Annotated in this window: 15 protein-coding genes, 1 tRNA gene and 1 pseudogene; 9 read left to right on the top strand and 8 right to left on the bottom strand. The window is 57.2% G+C overall.

The window, feature by feature from the left end:
- The coding region (locus tag GGR91_RS01860) for a beta strand repeat-containing protein (protein WP_322788755.1) at positions 1-2,893 on the bottom strand (2,893 nt) is incomplete at its 3' end.
- 234 nt (positions 2,894-3,127) lie between these two features.
- Positions 3,128-3,415 (bottom strand): annotated as a pseudogene (locus GGR91_RS11760) (IPT/TIG domain-containing protein); the annotation flags it as partial.
- A 283-nt stretch (positions 3,416-3,698) separates the two neighbouring features.
- On the opposite strand from GGR91_RS11760, the gene GGR91_RS01855 reads away from it, so the two are divergent.
- The gene (locus GGR91_RS01855) at positions 3,699-4,343 is read left to right on the top strand and encodes a TetR/AcrR family transcriptional regulator (protein WP_183939492.1); all 645 of its coding nucleotides are present in this window, start codon (positions 3,699-3,701) and stop codon (positions 4,341-4,343) included.
- A gap of 160 nt (positions 4,344-4,503) precedes the next feature.
- Here GGR91_RS01855 and GGR91_RS01850 read toward each other — a convergent pair.
- Positions 4,504-4,593: transfer RNA gene (locus GGR91_RS01850), tRNA-Ser, on the bottom strand.
- Between the two features lie 79 nt (positions 4,594-4,672).
- Between GGR91_RS01850 and GGR91_RS01845 the strand changes: the two genes are divergently transcribed.
- On the top strand, positions 4,673-5,593 hold the full coding sequence (locus tag GGR91_RS01845) for a peptidylprolyl isomerase (RefSeq protein ID WP_183939490.1): 921 nt from the start codon (positions 4,673-4,675) through the stop codon (positions 5,591-5,593).
- Positions 5,594-5,650: 57 nt separating this feature from the next.
- Here GGR91_RS01845 and GGR91_RS01840 read toward each other — a convergent pair whose 3' ends face one another.
- Genes GGR91_RS01840 through hemC form a run of 3 tightly spaced genes read right to left on the bottom strand, consistent with a single transcriptional unit; the run spans position 5,651 to position 8,141 of the window.
- The gene (locus tag GGR91_RS01840) at positions 5,651-6,487 is read right to left on the bottom strand and encodes an MICOS complex subunit MIC60 (RefSeq protein ID WP_183939488.1); all 837 of its coding nucleotides are present in this window, start codon (positions 6,485-6,487) and stop codon (positions 5,651-5,653) included.
- On the bottom strand, positions 6,484-7,209 hold the full coding sequence (locus GGR91_RS01835) for a uroporphyrinogen-III synthase (RefSeq protein WP_183939486.1): 726 nt from the start codon (positions 7,207-7,209) through the stop codon (positions 6,484-6,486). The genes GGR91_RS01840 and GGR91_RS01835 overlap by 4 nt, the downstream gene beginning before the upstream one ends.
- Entirely contained in the window at positions 7,206-8,141 is a 936-nt protein-coding gene (gene hemC / locus GGR91_RS01830) for a hydroxymethylbilane synthase (protein ID WP_407698384.1), read from the bottom strand. Before hemC ends, GGR91_RS01835 begins: the two co-directional genes overlap by 4 nt.
- Positions 8,142-8,183: 42 nt before the next feature.
- Between hemC and tsaD the strand changes: the two genes are divergently transcribed.
- From tsaD to GGR91_RS01815, 3 genes are read left to right on the top strand one after another with little or no spacing between them, the layout of a single operon-like run.
- Positions 8,184-9,218, top strand: a complete 1,035-nt coding sequence (tsaD, locus tag GGR91_RS01825) for a tRNA (adenosine(37)-N6)-threonylcarbamoyltransferase complex transferase subunit TsaD (protein WP_183939484.1) — start codon at positions 8,184-8,186, stop codon at positions 9,216-9,218.
- Complete coding sequence (locus tag GGR91_RS01820) at positions 9,215-10,210, top strand: NAD(P)H-dependent glycerol-3-phosphate dehydrogenase (protein WP_183939482.1); 996 nt, start codon at positions 9,215-9,217, stop codon at positions 10,208-10,210. The genes tsaD and GGR91_RS01820 overlap by 4 nt, the downstream gene beginning before the upstream one ends.
- 41 nt (positions 10,211-10,251) lie before the next feature.
- Positions 10,252-11,748: a lipopolysaccharide biosynthesis protein gene (locus tag GGR91_RS01815; protein ID WP_183939480.1), complete on the top strand. Its 1,497-nt coding sequence runs from the start codon at positions 10,252-10,254 to the stop codon at positions 11,746-11,748.
- On the opposite strand, the gene GGR91_RS01810 is transcribed toward GGR91_RS01815, so the two are convergent.
- Positions 11,745-12,740, bottom strand: a complete 996-nt coding sequence (locus GGR91_RS01810; protein WP_183939478.1) for an adenosine kinase — start codon at positions 12,738-12,740, stop codon at positions 11,745-11,747. The genes GGR91_RS01815 and GGR91_RS01810 overlap by 4 nt on opposite strands.
- Positions 12,741-12,814: 74 nt before the next feature.
- Here GGR91_RS01810 and GGR91_RS01805 point away from each other — a divergent pair, with 74 nt between their 5' ends.
- Positions 12,815-13,480, top strand: a complete 666-nt coding sequence (locus tag GGR91_RS01805; protein WP_183939476.1) for an EI24 domain-containing protein — start codon at positions 12,815-12,817, stop codon at positions 13,478-13,480.
- Complete coding sequence (locus tag GGR91_RS01800; RefSeq protein ID WP_246337008.1) at positions 13,477-13,869, top strand: hypothetical protein; 393 nt, start codon at positions 13,477-13,479, stop codon at positions 13,867-13,869. Before GGR91_RS01805 ends, GGR91_RS01800 begins: the two co-directional genes overlap by 4 nt.
- Positions 13,870-13,882: 13 nt before the next feature.
- On the opposite strand, the gene queG is transcribed toward GGR91_RS01800, so the two are convergent.
- Complete coding sequence (gene queG / locus GGR91_RS01795; RefSeq protein WP_183939474.1) at positions 13,883-15,007, bottom strand: tRNA epoxyqueuosine(34) reductase QueG; 1,125 nt, start codon at positions 15,005-15,007, stop codon at positions 13,883-13,885.
- Between the two features lie 46 nt (positions 15,008-15,053).
- On the opposite strand from queG, the gene GGR91_RS01790 reads away from it, so the two are divergent.
- Both GGR91_RS01790 and GGR91_RS01785 read left to right on the top strand, forming a co-directional pair.
- Positions 15,054-15,986: an ABC transporter ATP-binding protein gene (locus GGR91_RS01790; protein WP_183939472.1), complete on the top strand. Its 933-nt coding sequence runs from the start codon at positions 15,054-15,056 to the stop codon at positions 15,984-15,986.
- Positions 15,983-17,209 (top strand): ABC transporter permease, encoded by a 1,227-nt coding sequence (locus tag GGR91_RS01785; RefSeq protein ID WP_183939469.1) that lies wholly within the window; start codon positions 15,983-15,985, stop codon positions 17,207-17,209. Before GGR91_RS01790 ends, GGR91_RS01785 begins: the two co-directional genes overlap by 4 nt.
- Positions 17,210-17,252: the final 43 nt, after the last annotated feature.

Genomic DNA, 17,252 nt, shown 5'->3' with positions numbered 1-17,252 from the left:
TGTCAGCGGCTCCCGCCGAACCGGCTGGCGATACCGCGGTAACTTGCGTTGCGCTGTTTACGACAACCGACGTTGCTGCTGTTGAACCAAAGTTCACAGTAGCACCCGTCAGGTCTGTTCCCGTGATCACAACGCTCGTACCGCCAGCAGTCGTGCCGCTGTTTGGTGTGACCGCTGTAATCGTCGGTGCAGCAGGCAAAACAGAGAAGCTCTGTTGCACTTGCGAAGCGGCAGCAAAGCTTGAATCACCCGCTTGATCGGCGTTGATACGGCAGGTGCCTGCGCCAGTGAAGCTGACGACACCGCCTGCGATAGAACAGGTCGCGGAGCTGGACGCGTCAACCGAAAGTGCCACAGATAGGCCAGATGTTGCCGTCGCCGTCGGTGTATAAGTGGCACCACCAACGACTGCACCGCTTGGCGCTGTAGATGTGAATGAGATGCTTTGGCTCGCGGGTTGCTGCTGTGGTGCGCTATACGTAAATGCACCATTGGACGTGACCGTGCCGCCCAATGCCGTCACGGAGATATCAACCGCACCTGCAGACCCTGCCGGAGTGACGGCCGTAATTTGGGTGGCGCTGTTCACGATAAATGACGTCGCTGCCTCCGTGCCGAAACGTACCGACGCTGTACCACTGAAATTGGTACCTGTGATGGTGACGCTCGTACCACCTGCAATTGCGCCATTATTTGGCGAAACTGAACTTATGGTTGGTGCGGCAAGTGAAGAAGATGTGAAAACAAATCTGCTATTTACATTCGATATCGATGATCCAGCGGGCGAAGCAATCGTTACGCCTTGGGTACCAATATCGGAGAGTACTGGCGTAACCACAGTAATTTGCGTTGGGCTCACGACCGAAAACGATGTTCCTGTCCCCGATCCAAACCGCACCGCAGTCGCACTGCTAAAGTTTGTCCCGGTAATTGTTACAGTGGTACCTCCGCTATTCGGTCCCGAAGCAGGCGACACGGCCGAGATTGCGGGGAGCCGGTCTGCGATATACGTCGCCGCGTTGACGCGCGTGGCGGTTCCCGCTGCGGTCGTTACCGCAATGTCAACAGGCCCTACCGTTCCTGCGGGGGCAGTAATAGTGAGCACAGTGCCGCCCTGGTCAATCATGGAGGTACCAGGCACGCCATTAAAAGTAACGGAAGTTACACCAATAAAGTTGGTGCCAAAAACAGTGACGCTTCCGCCATCAACTGAAATATTCGACGGGCTGACCGAGGAAATGGTTGGCGCGGAAGATAATGCAACATAGTTGTATGCCCCTGCCCGCGTGGCGGTACCACCAGGTGCCGTCACGACCACGGATACGGGCCCTGTAGAGCTCGCCGCCGGGACGACCGCGAGAATACGGGTTGCGCTCACCACAGTAAACGACGTTACCGCCGTTCCCCCAAAGGTCACCGCCGTTGCTCCCGTAAAGTTTGTGCCCACAATCCCTACTTCATTGCCACCGGCGAGTGGCCCCTGGCCTGAGGTAAGCCCCGTAATCGTCACGGCCGCTGGGTCAACATATGTATATGCGTTAGACGCTGTCGCCGTGCCGCTTGGCGAGGTGACAGCGACGCTAACCGTACCCAATGATCCGGCGGGTGCATAAGCGACAATATTGGAAGGGTTACTGACAGTGAAATATAGAGCAGGAACCCCGCCGAAGGTAACTGATGTAACACCGGTTAAGTTTTGACCGTTGATCGACACGCGATTGCCGCCAGCTGTCGAGCCTGTGCCCGGACCGACAGAAAATATTTGGGGCTGCGGATTCGCATAGGTAAACTGGGTTGCGCTGCCCGTCGCGCTGGAACCAGCCGGCGTTGTCACCACAACATCGACGGTACCCGAAGCGCCTGGTGGCGAAACTGCTTCGATGCGCGAAATAAATACGTTGTAACTAAGTGCCGGAACGCCACCAAAAGTTACCGATGTAGCATTCTGAAATCCGGTGCCGTTTATTGTAACATATGTGTTTCCTGACGTACCGCCCGTATTCGGACTGATGCTCGTGATCGCCGGCGGCCCGATATATTCAAAAATGCCCGATTGAGTTATTGAGCCACCAAGCGTTGTCACGACCATATCTACCTGGCCCGCAGTGCCAGCAGGCGTTGTTGCAGTGATCGTCGTGTCGTTGACCACATTGATAGATGTTGCGGAAACACCACCAAAGGTCACTTGTGTTGGCCCGGTCAAAAAGTTGCCCGTAATCGTTACAACCGTGCCGCCCGCGACAGGCCCCGAATATACGGAAAGTGAGTTGACTTGGGGCGGAGGTGGAACATATGCAAATTCGTTTGCAGGGCTGGTTGGGGTAATACCGCCGGGTGTTGTGACAACAATATTTGCTGTTCCCGGAACGTTGGCGGGCGTCGTTATTCTAAGCTCGCCTGCTGTTGGACCACTTCCAGCAATAACGTTCGTCGCCGCCACGCCGCCAACGGTTACCGATATCGACGTACCAAACAAATTGTCACCCCGCAGGACAACAGATGTGCCCCCCAAGGTTGAACCAGTCGCTGGCGTTACACTGGTGACCGTAGGCTGTCCCAAATAGACGTAAATCCGAGATTGCCCGGTTGATTCGCTGCTACCCCACGGGGTGGTCACCACCACTTGGCCAAATCCTGACGCGGCGGCGGCTGGCGTGGTCACCGTGATCTGGGTATTGCTATTAACTGTGAAGTTGGTGGCTGCGTAGCTGCCAAAAGTAACACCCGTCGCACCAAGGAAATCGGTTCCTGTAAGCACAACGACAGTGCCACCGGAAACTGGACCTTCACGAACAGAAATGCTGGTCAGGCTCGGCGCACTGGGTGCACCGATAAAAATAGAATAGGCTTCCGAGCCAGTTGCACCAGTAGCGTCGGTCGCAGTGATGGTCACGTTCGCGTTACTACCGGGGCTCAAAGAGTTTGAGACTGTGCCGGAAATCGTCCCATTGGACGCTAAAGTAAGCCCCGCCGGAAGCGCCCCCGATGTTATGGCAAAAGTATATGGCCCGGTCCCGCCGCTTGCCGAAACGACCTGCGAATAAGAGCGGCCTATAATAGGTGTGGCGAGGCCTGAGTTTGCGGATGGCGAGAGGGTGATTGTTGGCGTGACACGGAACGTTTGGGCTGGCACCGGAATATTGGCAGAATCGTCAATGTCGACATTATAAGTCGTGCCGAACTGCAAACCGACCGGAACCACAAACCTGATCGTTGAATCGTTAACCACTGTAGCCTGCGTGGTGGCGATCACGCTTCCACTCAGCTTGAAATCAGCACGGATCGTGCTTGCGTCAAAAGAGAGTACAAAGTCGGTTCCCGTGACGGTCACGGTTGTCCCTTGCGGACCGGATGAAGGGGAGATCCCCGTAATGGTCTGCGCATTCGCGGCTGACAGCGGAAGCAAAGCTACCATACACGCAAACAGACAAGCCAACATTGCCGCATGCACACGACCAAAAATATTCACGGAAATTCCCATCACTTAGGAAGCATGTAAAACACGACCGCATTTGCGAATCGGCATGCTTTTATTTTCTATTAATCTTGGGCGGACATTAAAGAACTAGTCAGATAGTCTAGTTGAGTAATTGACAACAATTGTGTCTTTTGTGGGCGGACACCCCGGCGCGCAATGTTGACGTGGTTCTACGCGGACCCTATGCATAATATCCTACTCTGCGCACAAGGAACCGCATGTGATCTCCGCAACACAAAGGAAAATGCGTGGCGCGGTGCAAAGGCGAGCGCCCACAGAACAGCCGACGAAAGAGAAGCTGCTGAAGACCGCACTCAATCTGCTGGAAACGCATTTTCCCGAGGATATCACGGGCGAAATGCTGCTCGAGCATTCGGGCGTTTCGCGGGGATCGCTATACCATCATTTCGTCGACGTTTCCGATCTTTTGGAACTGGCGCTGGTTCGTAAATTTTCGACGCAAGTTGACGCAAACATTGAGTCACTATCAAATTTGATGTCGGCGAGCCAATCTGCGGACCAGATGTATGACGGGCTGTGCGCCATCACGGACATAACGCAAGCGCCCGAAAACAAGCGCAGTAGGTTTGTCCGGGCACGGTTGATTGGCTTTGCCGAAGAAAATGATCGCCTGCTCGAAAGGCTGGGTGCCGAACAGAAGCGACTGACTGACGCCCTGACAGAATTATTCGCGGCGGCCCAAGAAAGGGGCTGGATGAACAAGGCTTTCAACCCGAATACTGCCGCTCTATTTATCCAAGCATATACCTTGGGCCGCGTCATTGACGACATATCGATCGATCATATTGATCAAGACAGTTGGAACGACCTCATCAAGCGGGTCATTAAACTCGTGTTTTGTTAAGACGAAAACATACCCTGTCGACAGTATTTTGGCCTTACAGCGCGAAGCAACTCGACGACTGGAACAACTGCGGTGCGCGCTGAAATCGCGCAATTCGAGGCAGCATAAAGGGTGGCGTATTTCCTTATACGCCAAATGAAATCTGTAATTGTATGATGTGTGGCGGAGACGGTGGGATTCGAACCCACGATAGAGTCACCCCTATACACACTTTCCAGGCGTGCGCCTTCGACCACTCGGCCACGTCTCCGCATTCCCCTAAGGGACGCACGCCCCTAGCCGCTCCTTTCCGCTTTCGCAAGGCACAGTGATTTGCCATAACCTTATTGATGAAAAGATATCTGCCCCTGTTCGCCAGCGCCGCGATCTGCGCCGCTCTTCCCGTTTCGGCACAGGACGCCAAAAGCTACCCCGCGCCGTCGGAGATTGTGGCAGCGGCCAAAGCGGACGACTGGGTTGCCATTGCGCCATCGGACATATTGGTGATGGAGCTCGCCCCCGATTCGAAAGGCAAGCAACGCCGCGTCATCATTCAATTGATGCCTGCACCGTTCAGCCAGGGTTGGGTCAGCAATATCCGCAAACTGGCGGCAGCGCATTGGTGGGACGGCACCAGCATCAACCGCGTGCAGGACAATTATGTCGTGCAATGGGGTGATGCGACCGAGAAGAAGGCGTTGCCACAAGGGTTGTCGGTCGTGGACGCGAAGAATTATGTAACCCCTGACTGGCCGACCAAAGATTGGATTTTGGCCCGCGCAGACGGAAGGCCAGACGCCTACGCGGGTGCCCATGGCTTCTATCTAGGCTGGCCGCTGGCACAAGGCCGTGAGGGGCTTTGGCCAGTCCATTGCTACGGCATGGTCGGCGTTGGCCGGAACCTGTCACCTGACACCGGCACGGGCGCGGAACTCTATACGGTGATCGGTCACGCGCCGCGGCACTTGGACCGCAACATCGCGCTGGTCGGACGCGTGATCGAAGGCATAGAACATATGTCCAGCCTGCCACGCGGCACGGGTGCACTTGGCTTTTACGAGAGAGAAGAAGAGCGCGTGCCGATCCTGTCGGTGCGGCTTGGGATCGAAGCAAAGGACGTGCCTGCGTTCGAATATCTGTCGACCGATAGCGACAGCTTTGCAGCCTATGCCGACGCGCGCGCCAATCGGCGGGATGCCTTTTTCAACATCCCTGCTGGCGGCGCAGATATTTGCAACATTCCGGTCCCGATACGGCGAAAGGCCAACTAGGCCGCGTCATCCGCGATCCGTTAAAAACGGTTTTTCTTAAAACTGCCGACCCGCAACTCAGGGGGTTGGAACGGGAACGTTCGACGGTGCGGCCTCAACCGAAGGCGCGACGATGAGGGGAACCGCTACGGGTTGCAGGATGGCGACCTGTTCAAGCCGGTCGAGCGCTTTACGCGAATCGCTGAAACGTTTGGCCCGTGCCATCCATGATTGTGCGATGGATGCGCCGGGCAAAACCGCAACTTCCTCCACAGCAAGATCAAGCTTGCCTGCATCGACCAGCGCTTCGGCGCGGATCAGCCGTTCGTTTGGCGCGAGTGATGGCCCATTTTCTTTGCGCAGCACAAACAGCTCCGACAATTCCCGCTTCACGGTCGCCCAGGTGCTGTCGTCTCGATTGCCCGTCAAAAGCACTGGCGCAAGTCCGCGCAATTCGGTTTTCAGGGCATCAATCGTGACCGGCGCTTGCCCAGCCGATAGCACCGCGGCAACGGATTGCGGCTGGGTCGCGCCAAAACGCAGGCGCAACTGTTCGGCAAGATTGCCCAGCGGCACCCCCTTATCAATCGTGCGGCGCACCGCATAAATGAGCAACAGCCCATCCGCGCGCGCAACTTCGGGCGAGAGCATATTGGGTGATGGGAAAGTTGGAACCATTTGGTCCGTAACCGGCTGTGCGACAGCATTAGCATCGGTGGCGACGACATTGCCCACTGGCCCAGTCGATGACTCAACCGCCACGGGGGCATCAGATGGTGTCAGAAAACCATATTTGTCGGCGATCACATAAGCGACAATCGCGCCGCCGACGAAGGCACACAAAATAAGCAGCATGATGTGCTTGAATGTGAATCTACCGCGTCGCGTGGCGGTCGCTGTTTGAAAATCAGTCATGTTGCTCCTTCAATAGCGGCATTCGGCAGCGGGGCGCAATCTATCCTTGTAAAATGCTGTTCTATTGCATTCATTAACGCAGCGTCATTTGGTGCGGCGGCAACAATTATCTGTGCCCAGCCGTCGCCAGCGCTTGCTGCAATTGCGTTCGAAAAGGTCGCGAGCGTGATTTTGCTCCGCGATAGGCCGCCCGCATCGCTCAGACCGGCAAAGTGCGCCGCCGCGCGTGACGAGTGCAGGATGACCGCATCGCATTGCGTAACCTGCGCGGCGAAGTCCGCCGGTGTTTCCAGCACCGCGCTTCGGTATACGATAGCGATGTCAATGTGGACGCCAGCAATCTGCGGAACAGCACTATGGTCTTCGCCTGCAAGCCATAGGAGCTTTTTGTGGCCGTCTGCGGCAGCAACACCAACAAGTGCCTCCACGCCATTGGATCCGGTCGCGGCAACCGGCAACGACAAATGGGCCAATGCGCTGGCGGTCGCACTACCGACCGCATAGATCGGGGTGTCGCGCGCGCTTTCCAAAAATCCAGTTGCGGCGCGCGCAGCATTGCCGCTGGTCAACAAAATGGCATCATATCCGTCAACAGGCACCGTTTGCAGCGGCAGATGTTCAATGGCGAACAGGGGCATAAGCACTGGTGCATATCCTGCACCCTTAAACCGGCGGGCGGTGGCATCTGCCCCTGGTTGCGGCCGGATAATCAGCACCTTCACGAAGCGAACATGCTCCGCAGTTCATCACTGGCGTTTGCCTGCAATTGATCTGCCAATTGTGCCGGACCATCGCCCGACGCGTCATAGACGATTTCGCCCGCGTGCATTTCCCGGCCATCCGCAGTGAAAACTTCACCTTTTAAGCGTATCTGGGCACCTTCGACCTGCGCAAATGCGGCGACGGGTGAGTGGCAATTCCCGCCCAATGCCTCAAGCAAGGCACGCTCGGCATGCACGGCGACAAAGGTATCCACATCGTTAATGGCCGCCAAAAACGGGACGAGCTCATTGCGGCTGGTCAACCGGTCAATGCCCACAGCACCCTGCGATGCCGCCGGCAAAAACTGGTTCAGCGGTAATGGCGCGCCGACATTAGCCATGCCCAACCGGTCCAACCCGGCCGCGGCCAAAAGTGTCGCATCCGCGTTACCATTTTCAATATGCGCCAAACGGGTTGCGACATTGCCGCGCAAGGGAACGATCCGCAAATCAGGACGGGCACGTTGCAGTTGCGCCGCACGCCGTGGGCTCGATGTCCCGACCCGCGCACCATGCTTCAGATCGTCCAGCGACGCGGCGCCAATCAATCGGTCGCGGACATCCGCACGCGGCAGCATGGCGGCGATGTCAAAAATGTCTGCGCGCACCGTTTCGACATCTTTCATTGAATGCACCGCGATATCGATCTGGTCATCAATCAGCGCACGTTCCAGTTCCTTGGTCCAAAGCGCCTTGCCGCCGATTTCGGCAAGCGGCCGATCCTGAATCTTGTCACCTGTGGCGAGCATCGGGACCAGAACAACGGCATCGTCGGGCAGATTATGCGCCGCTTTGATGGCGGCCATGGTCATCTCCGCCTGCGCCAAAGCGAGCGGAGACCGGCGTGTACCGATACGTAACGGACGGTCGGAGGAAAACGATATCATTGTCATGCGACTTGTTCATAGCGCCACGTCCACCTATGGGAAAGCGCAATGGCAATCATCCTTGGTCTTGAATCCAGCTGCGACGAAACCGCAGCGGCAATTGTGCGTTCCGACCGGACGATTTTGAGCCATGCCTTGGCTGGCCAGGAAGATCATCACCGCGCATTCGGCGGCGTCGTTCCCGAAATCGCTGCCCGCGCGCATGCCGAGTTGATGACCCCCTTGGTGGAAACCGCGCTCGCGGACGCAGGCATGACGTTACATGATGTTGATGCCATTGCCGCAACCGCTGGCCCGGGCCTCATTGGCGGTGTCATGGTTGGACTTGTGACGGCAAAGGCGCTTGCCATGGCGTCCGGAAAGCCGCTGATCGCCGTCAACCATCTTGAAGGCCATGCGCTTTCGCCGCGCTTGGTCGATGCCGATCTTTCATTTCCCTATCTGCTTCTGCTGGTGTCTGGCGGCCATTGTCAGTTGCTGCGGGTGAACGGTGTCGGCGACTATAACCGGTTGGCCACGACCATCGACGATGCAGTAGGCGAAGCGTTCGACAAAACGGCGAAGATTTTGGGCCTCGGCTTTCCCGGTGGGCCAGCCGTCGAACGCGCAGCCGCGTTGGGCAACGCGAAAAACGTGCCGCTACCCCGACCGTTAAAAGGCGCTGATGAGCCGCATTTTTCCTTTGCTGGCCTGAAAAGCGCCGTGCTGCGCGCGCATGAAACGGGCCAGTATAAAGTCGAGGATATTGCCGCATCGTTTCAGCAAGCCGTTATCGACTGCCTGTACGACCGGATACGCTATACGCTGGATCGTATTGATGCACCGGCTGCGCTGGTTGTTGCGGGCGGCGTCGCGGCAAATGTGCCCATCCGCAATATGCTCGAGGGGCTTGCCGCAAGCCGCGGCATGCGTTTTGTCGCGCCGCCATTGTGGCTGTGCACCGACAATGGCGTGATGATCGCATGGGCTGGCGCGGAGAGATTTGCGATGGGCCTGACCGATGGCCTTGATTTTGTGGCGCGGCCTCGCTGGCCGCTTGATCCCAATGCAGCACCCGCACGCGGTGCGGGCGTAAAGGCATGAGCCAGATGCAATATCCGGTTGGTATCATTGGTGGCGGCGCATGGGGCACCGCGCTGGCCGCGGTCATGGCGCAAATCCACGATCGCGTTCTCATCTGGGCCCGCGAAGAAGCGGCCGTGCACAGCATAAACAACCTGCACGAAAACAGCCTGTTTTTGCCGGGCACATCATTGTCGTCAAAAATTGAGGCGACAGCTGACCTCGCGCGCATGATCGCCTGTGAAAATTTGCTCATCGTGACCCCTGCCCAGCATGTGCGTGCCACGCTGGCGGCGCTGCCGGATACACAGGCGCCGCTGATCCTGTGCGCAAAAGGCATTGAGGCCGATACCCAAATGCTGGTGTCCGATGTCGCCGTGACAACGCGCCCGGGCAATCCGATTGCAGTGCTATCCGGGCCTACATTTGCGCATGAGGTTGCTGCCGGAAAGCCCACAGCGGTCACGCTCGCTACCGCCGATCAGACGCTGGGTTCCGAATTGATGCGCCGCATCGCCACACCGTCTTTCCGTCCCTATTGGTCTGATGATGTTGTCGGCGCGGAAATTGGCGGTGCTGTTAAAAACGTGCTCGCAATCGCATGCGGTGTCGTCGATGGCGCAGGTCTTGGTCTCAACGCGCGTGCGGCGTTGATTGCGCGCGGTTTTGCCGAGATGCAGCGATACGGCCTTGCGCGCGGTGCAAAAGCCGAAACGCTAGCCGGGCTATCGGGATTGGGCGACTTAGTCCTGACGTGCAGCTCTGAAAATTCGCGGAATTTTTCCTTGGGTCGCGGCCTTGGACAAGGCCAATCATCCGAAAGCCTGCTGGCAGACCGCAAGACGGTGGCCGAAGGCGCATATACCGCGCCGGTCCTGTTACAATCGGCAACCGCGCTTGATGTCGAAATGCCCATCGTAAGCGCGGTATGCGCATTACTGTCGGGATCAGCGACCGTCGATGCCGTCGTGGCCGAATTGCTGGCACGCCCGCTCAAGTCCGAAAGCTGGTAACGGCGGACCTAATCCGCTAGCGTTCCAAAAAAGGCCATCCATTGACTGCAGCCAGAACCGACGAAGAAGATATTCAGGCACTCGCAAAGGGCGGGCGGACAAATGTATTTGGCTTCCTTTTACGGTTGGCCGCCCGTATCCCATTCTTGTTTATCGCGGGCCGACTTTATGGTCCGGAAGCGCTTGGCCGCTTTGCCTATGCCATATTGATTATCGAATTTGCCGCGCAGCTTGCTTCGCTGGGCCTGCGCCGGGGACTGGCGGAATTGCTTGCGAAGGATGACCGCCCGCATGCCCACATGATTGCGGATGCCTTTTTCGCGGCGATGGCGGCATCAGCGGTCGGCGCTGCATTTTTGATCATGTTGCCCGAGCTGATGTTTCCCAACAGCGGTATTAACGGGCTCGACCGGTTTCTGCCGCTCGCCATTTTTGCCATTGTCGCGACGGACATCGCCTTGTCCGCTTTGGCCTATAGATTCGACATTGTATCGACCGTGCGGGCGCGCGCCATCGTTGAACCATGGACAATCAGCATCGCGGCAGGCGCGCTCTATTTCTATTCCGCGCGTGATGGGCTGATCCTGTCTTATGTCGCTTCGCTGGCAGCTGCATTGTTGTTTGCGCTGTGGCCTTTGTGGCGCAGCTATGGCTTTGCGTGGGGATGGCGGCCAAGTGTGAAGCGTTCTTTGGTGATTGCCCAGCGCAACCTGCCATTGGCCGCAGCGGACGCAGCAGAATGGGGCAGCAGGCGGCTGGACCTTGCCATATTGGGCCTGTTTGCATCGCCCGCAGTGGTGGGTATCTATTATGTCGCTCAACAGGTGGCGAGCCTGCCACAGAAGCTTAAAACCAGCTTTGACCCGATATTGGGCCCCGTCATCACGCGCAATTTACAGACCCGCAACTATGCCGAAATCGCCAAACAGGTTGGCCAGGTCGGTTTCTGGATTATCGCGGCACAGGCCGGAATTGCACTGGCGCTTGGTATCCCCGGTGAAGCGGTCATGGGATTGATGGGTCCCGAATTTGTCGGCGGAGCAGCGGCGCTTGCCTTTTTGCTGGCGGCGGAAGTTGCGGCGGCAACGGCGGTCGTCAGCGAATCTGCTTTGGTATATATGGCCCGTCACCGGAACCTGCTGATTTCGATCGGTATGTTGGCCGTGCAAACCTTGGTGAGCGTCGGCCTTATCATGCTGGTCGATGATATTCCCGTTAAGCCCGAATATGTCGGCCTGTGTCAGGCAGCAGCCGTTGCCTGCGGGCTGATGATATCGCTGGGTATTGGCTCGCTCATCAAATCGCGATTGCTGTCTCATTTGCTCGGTCAGCCCATCCGTGTGTGGCGTTGGGCGTTGCTGGTTGCTGTCGCCGCGGCAGCATTGCTCGGCATGGCAATCGTCAGCGTCCCTGCCCGTCTGGAATGGGTGGAACTGGCGATTGGCGTGCCTGCAATCCTTGGCCTTTATGGCTGGATTATCTGGCGCTGGGGCTTTGGCCCGGAAGACCGGGTGCTGTTCCGCAAGAAAAAGGATTAAGCCAGACGCTTGGCAACAAGCGCTGCGATGTCCGCTTCTGGCCGCGCGCCATAATGCGAAATAATCTCGGCAGCGCAAACTGCGCCCATGACAAGGCATTCGGCCATCGGCCGGCCCTGCGCTATCCCGGCAAACACACCTGATGCGAACAAGTCGCCTGCCCCCGTTGTGTCGACCAATTGGGCGACAGGTTCTGCGCCGACTTCGGTACGCACGCCGTTTTCGATGGCGATTGCGCCATGTTCGCCGCGTGTGCAGACCAACAATGGAACCTTCGCCGCGATGGCCGCGACCGATGCTTCGAAATCATCGCTGTTGTTGAGCGCACAAATTTCGACTTCGTTCGCAAACAATATGTCGATGCGACCGGCTTCCATTTCAGCCAAAAAGTCTGGTCCATGGCGCGAAATGACAAATGCATCGGACAATGTCAGCGCAACCTTGCGACCAGCGGCACGCGCGACATCGATGGCGGTGCGCATGGCGGCACGTGGCTCCTCAGGGTCCCACAAATAGCCTTCCAGATACAATATCGCCGCGCTTTCAATGAGCGACTTGTCGATCAGCGTGGCAGGCAGATATTGCGACGCGCCCAAAAAGGTGTTCATCGTCCGCTGTGCATCGGGTGTGACGAGAATGTAGCACCGTGCGGTCGAAGGTGCGCCATCACGTGCAGGAATATCGAAATGGATACCGCCCGCACGAATGTCATGTGCGAACACTTGGCCAAGCTGATCATTTGCGACTTGCCCGATAAATGCTGTTTTATGTCCAAGCTGTGCAAGGCCGGCCAAGGTATTTGCGGCAGAGCCACCGCTGATTTCACGGGCAGGACCCATGTGCGCATATAAAGCTTGCGCACGTTCCTCATCAACGAGCTGCATGCTGCCTTTGGTCAGGCCTTCGCTGTCGATAAAAGCATCGTCGGTGTTGGCAATGATATCAACAATTGCATTGCCAATGGCGAGGACGTCGAAGCGGCTGTCAGTCATGAATTTTCCTATATTTAAGTTCGCCGCGCCCTACTGGGGTTGGACATTTCGGGCAAGCGCTTTAGAAGCGCGACATGATACAAGCGCTCCAGCTTTCGTTCCAAAGCCTTTCGGACAGGCGCGTGGCAATGCTGCTCATCAAAGTGGTGTTGTGTAGCTTTGCCAGCTTCCTTTTATTGGGCGTCGCCATGTGGTTTGCGCTCGATTGGCTTTTTGAATGGCTCAACATTCAAAACGGCGAATATCTGTCGACCTTCTTGTCGCTGGCCATCATCCCGATTTCGGCGTTTCTGCTGTTCCGGGTGGTCGCCGTCGCAATCACATGGATCTTCGCCGACGATATTATCGATGCGGTTGAAGACCGATATTATCCCCGGCAAACCGCGTTTGGAAAGCGCCCAGGCTTCGGCGCTGGCGTGCATATGGCGGTGCGATCAATCGCGCGCGTAGTTGGGTACAACCTCCTCGCATTGCCGCTGTATATCCTTTTGCTGGTGACGGGCGTTGGCACGGCGATTGCCTTCATGCTCCTCAACGCGCTCCTTTTGGGCAAGGATTTGGAAGATATGCTGATTGCCCGCCATGGCGCATCGCAAGGCAGCATCCAGAAACTGCCACGCCTCTTGCTTGGCTTCATTGGCACCGTTGGCATGCTGATCCCGTTTTTCAACTTGCTGGTACCCGTGCTGGCTACGGCAATGGCTGTGCATGTCGTCCATTCAGGAAGCAGAGCCATATGAAACACGCCATAAACGCATGCGCACTCGCGTTGATTTTGGCAGGCTATGTATCTGCGCCGCCTGCGCGTGCGCAAACGCGCCAGCCAGCACCCGTACAGCGCACTGCGCCGCCCATTCCCGTTCGCCCTGCTATGGGACCAAGGGGCCTAGAGGCGGTCATGGGCAAGGATGTCGCCACGTTGAAACGCCTTTTTGGCGAACCGCGGCTTGATGTGGTTGAGGTTCATGGCCGCAAGCTGCAATTTGTTGGCAAAGCCTGCGTCCTTGATGTGTTTCTCTATCCCGACGGCAAGGGCCGGACCGAAATCGTTACCTATGTCGACGCGCGACGCAGCGATGGGGCTGCGGTGGACCGCGCATCCTGCATTGATGCCTTGCAACGCCGCTGACTAGGGTCACGACCTAACTCAGCGTCCATTCGGCACGAACCGACGGGTCTCGTTCGTCCGCAAAGCGCACCTGCTTTTCACGCGCAAATATTTTGGGCGACAGCCGCGACATCGCCCAGATCGCGGCACCACGGACGACCGGAGACGTGTCATCCATGAGCATCTCGACCACGGGTAGCACGCCAAGGTCACGGCCATTGCCAGCCGCGATCAACACATTGCGCACAAAGCGGTCGCGGCCAATGCGCTTGACGGGCGAGCCGGAAAAAAGCGCACGAAACTGCGCATCATCCAAAGTCAAAAGGTCGGCAATGCGCGGCGCGACCAACGCTTCACGCGGCAAAAATGCCTTATGTGCCGCGGCGGTCTCGGCAAATTTGTTCCACGGGCACACAGCCAGACAATCATCGCAGCCATAAATGTGATTGCCCATCAATGGACGTAGTTCGCGGTCTATGGGTCCCTTATGTTCAATCGTGAGATACGAAATGCATCGGCGGGCATCGACTTGGTAGGGCGCCGGAAAGGCATTGGTTGGGCAGATGTCTTGGCATGCCCGGCACGAGCCGCATGTGTCGGTCGCGGGAACCGATAAAGCAAGCTCTGCAGTCGTATAAATGGCGCCAAGGAACAGCCAGCTGCCATGTTCCTTGCTGACGATGTTGCTGTGCTTGCCTTGCCACCCAAGTCCCGCCACTTCGGCCAGCGCCTTTTCCATAACGGGCGCGGTATCGACGAACACTTTGACGCCGACCTCTGCGGAATGGGCCAGCCAGCTGGCGAGCCGCTTGAGCGCGCCTTTTACGACATCATGATAGTCGCGTCCTTGCGCATAGACCGATATGCGCGCCTTTGAGTCATCGCCCGCAAGCGCCATTGGGTCATGCGGCGGTGCATAGCTCATCCCCAGCATAATCACGGACTTTACTTCGGGCCATAAAATGTCGGGATTGGCGCGCTCATCGACGCGGCTTTCCATCCACAACATGTCGCCATGGCGGCCTTCCTCGATCCATTGGCGCAGCCGCAGCCCCGCGCGCGGCGCAAGGTGCCCCGGCGCAATCCCAAAGGCGACAAAGCCCTCACTCTGCGCCTTAGCTTGCAACTCGTTAACTATATTTGTGTTGTTTCTTTTCACGCGCCAACCTTATTCAGCACCGACCATCTCTCCGGGGCAATTCAGTATGTACGCAATAGAGGCAAAGGGACTCGTAAAGCAATTCGATGGCTTTCGTGCCGTCGACGGGGTCGACCTCAACATTCCGGAGGGCAGCATTTTTGGCATTTTGGGCCCGAACGGCGCCGGCAAGACGACCATGTTGCGCACTTTGCTGGGTATCATTGATCCGGATGCCGGAACCCGCAGCCTGCTGGGTTCGGACCGCCCGATAACACAGTCCCGTAATGTCGGATATTTGCCCGAAGAACGCGGCCTGTATCAATCAATGCGCGCGGTCGATACGATTGCGTTCATGGGCGCGCTGCGCGGGCTATCGTTGAAAGAGGGTGCGAAAAAAGGGCGGGCCTTGCTGGAAGAAGCTGGTCTTGGATATGCCGCCGACCGCCAGATCAGGCAGCTTTCAAAGGGGATGGCCCAGACGGTGCAACTGATGGGGACAATCGTCCACGACCCAAAGCTGATCGTCCTCGACGAACCGTTTTCGGGGCTGGATGCGCTCAATCAAGCCAAGCTTGAAAAGATGATCCGCGCGCAAGCCGCCAAGGGTGTGACAGTCATTTTCTCCACCCATGTCATCGCGCATGCCGAACGGTTGTGCGAACGCATCGCCATTATCGCACAGGGTAAAATCAGTTTCGATGGGTTGGTATCCGAAGCACGTGACCGCTTGCGGCCGCAGGTGCATCTGGAAACCGAAACGTTGGACGGGCCATGGCGATCGGCGCTGCCCGCTGAAACCAAAGCAGAAGGGCATTGGTGGCATTTCACTTTGCCCGAAACGGGGGTGGAGCCGCTGCTGACGGCGCTGGTCGAGGGCAAGGCTGGCGTCAAAGCACTGTCGATCGAAAGGCCGGGACTGCACGATGCGTTCGTGGCCATCGCTGGTGAAGCGGTCGCAGCCGAAATGGATGACGCTCATGTGGGAGAAGCGAAATGAAGGAAATCATCCGCGCAGCCTTCGTCATTGCCCGCAGGGATTTTACGGCGATCATCTATTCCAAGGCCTTTATCTTCTTCCTGCTTGGCCCTCTCTTCCCTGTGTTGGTCGGATTTGCGGCGGGTAATTTGGGTGGGCAAATCGCCAAAGATGTGTCGCAACCCGTTGTTGGCATTGCGTTGGCCAAAGAGGAGGCGGGGAAAATCCTGTCAGCGCGCGAGTCGCTTTCGAAGACATTGGGGGACAGCTATTTCGCCCGCATGATCGTCGTCGGCGATCCTGCTGCGGATCAGAAAACGCCGCAAAGCTATCTTGCGAAAAAGACCGATAATCTCAGCGTTGTCGTCACCGGCACGTTGGCGAAACCCGTGATAACCGGCACAGCCAACGCCATAAAACGCGAGCGAGCCGACATTGAACTGTTGGCAGGCTATGCCCAAAGCGGCGGCACGATGACGCTCCCGCGTTCGACACCCGATATTGTTGTCGAGTCCGCTAACAACGACAAGAAGCTGCGCACTGTTACGGCGCAGGGTGGGCAGTTTCTCATTTTCTTCCTGACAATTTTGCTTGCGGGGATGGTCCTGTCCAATCTGGTGGAGGAGAAATCGAACAAGATTATCGAAATTCTCGCCGCCTCGATTCCCATGGAATCGGTGTTCCTGGGCAAATTATTCGCGATGCTTAGCATGGCCTTGCTGGGCCTATTGGTGTGGACAACCGTTGGGCTGATTGGCTTCGCCGCGATTGGGCCGGATTTGCCCACTTACCCCATGCCGGCGGTTGGCTGGCCCATGTTCATTGGGCTGTGTTTCACCTATTTCATCATGGCCTATCTCATGCTCGGCGCGCTTTTCCTCGGCATTGGGGCGATGGCGGCCACGGTGCGTGAGGTGCAGACCATTTCCATGCCCGTCACCATGGCGCAGCTGATCAATTTCTTCTTCGCATCTTATGCCCTGACCAAAACAGGCGAACCGATCGAGAAATTTGCTGCTATTTTCCCATTCAGTTCGCCCTTTGCGATGATTGGACGCGCAGCACTTGAACCCGTTTTGTGGCATCACGCCGTCGCGATTATCGGCCAGATTTTCTTTGCGATACTGTTGCTGCGGCTGGGCGTGTATCTTTTCAAGAAAAACGTCATGAAATCAGGAAGCGCTGGCCGCGCCAAGGATGATGGTGCACGCCGGTTGTTCGGCTTCATCAAAATGCCCGGATGAACGTGCAATCACCTTTAATAGGTTGCGGTTCGAAACTGGATTG

The organism is Sphingorhabdus rigui (assembly GCF_014196595.1).
GTDB lineage: Bacteria > Pseudomonadota > Alphaproteobacteria > Sphingomonadales > Sphingomonadaceae > Sphingorhabdus_B > Sphingorhabdus_B rigui.
This window is presented reverse-complemented; position numbering and strand designations above follow the sequence as displayed.

Bases quoted from the DNA above. Each gene is read 5' to 3' on its own strand.
- GGR91_RS01810 (WP_183939478.1), bottom strand. From the start codon at position 12,740: ATGACTGACAGCCGCTTCGACGTCCTCGCCATTGGCAATGCAATTGTT.
- GGR91_RS01790 (WP_183939472.1), top strand. From the start codon at position 15,054: ATGTACGCAATAGAGGCAAAGGGACTCGTAAAGCAATTCGATGGCTTT.
- GGR91_RS01785 (WP_183939469.1), top strand. From the start codon at position 15,983: ATGAAGGAAATCATCCGCGCAGCCTTCGTCATTGCCCGCAGGGATTTT.
- GGR91_RS01805 (WP_183939476.1), top strand. From the start codon at position 12,815: ATGATACAAGCGCTCCAGCTTTCGTTCCAAAGCCTTTCGGACAGGCGC.
- GGR91_RS01840 (WP_183939488.1), bottom strand. From the start codon at position 6,487: ATGACTGATTTTCAAACAGCGACCGCCACGCGACGCGGTAGATTCACA.
- hemC (WP_407698384.1), bottom strand. From the start codon at position 8,141: ATGACAATGATATCGTTTTCCTCCGACCGTCCGTTACGTATCGGTACA.
- GGR91_RS01845 (WP_183939490.1), top strand. From the start codon at position 4,673: ATGAAAAGATATCTGCCCCTGTTCGCCAGCGCCGCGATCTGCGCCGCT.
- GGR91_RS01800 (WP_246337008.1), top strand. From the start codon at position 13,477: ATGAAACACGCCATAAACGCATGCGCACTCGCGTTGATTTTGGCAGGC.
- tsaD (WP_183939484.1), top strand. From the start codon at position 8,184: ATGGCAATCATCCTTGGTCTTGAATCCAGCTGCGACGAAACCGCAGCG.
- GGR91_RS01820 (WP_183939482.1), top strand. From the start codon at position 9,215: ATGAGCCAGATGCAATATCCGGTTGGTATCATTGGTGGCGGCGCATGG.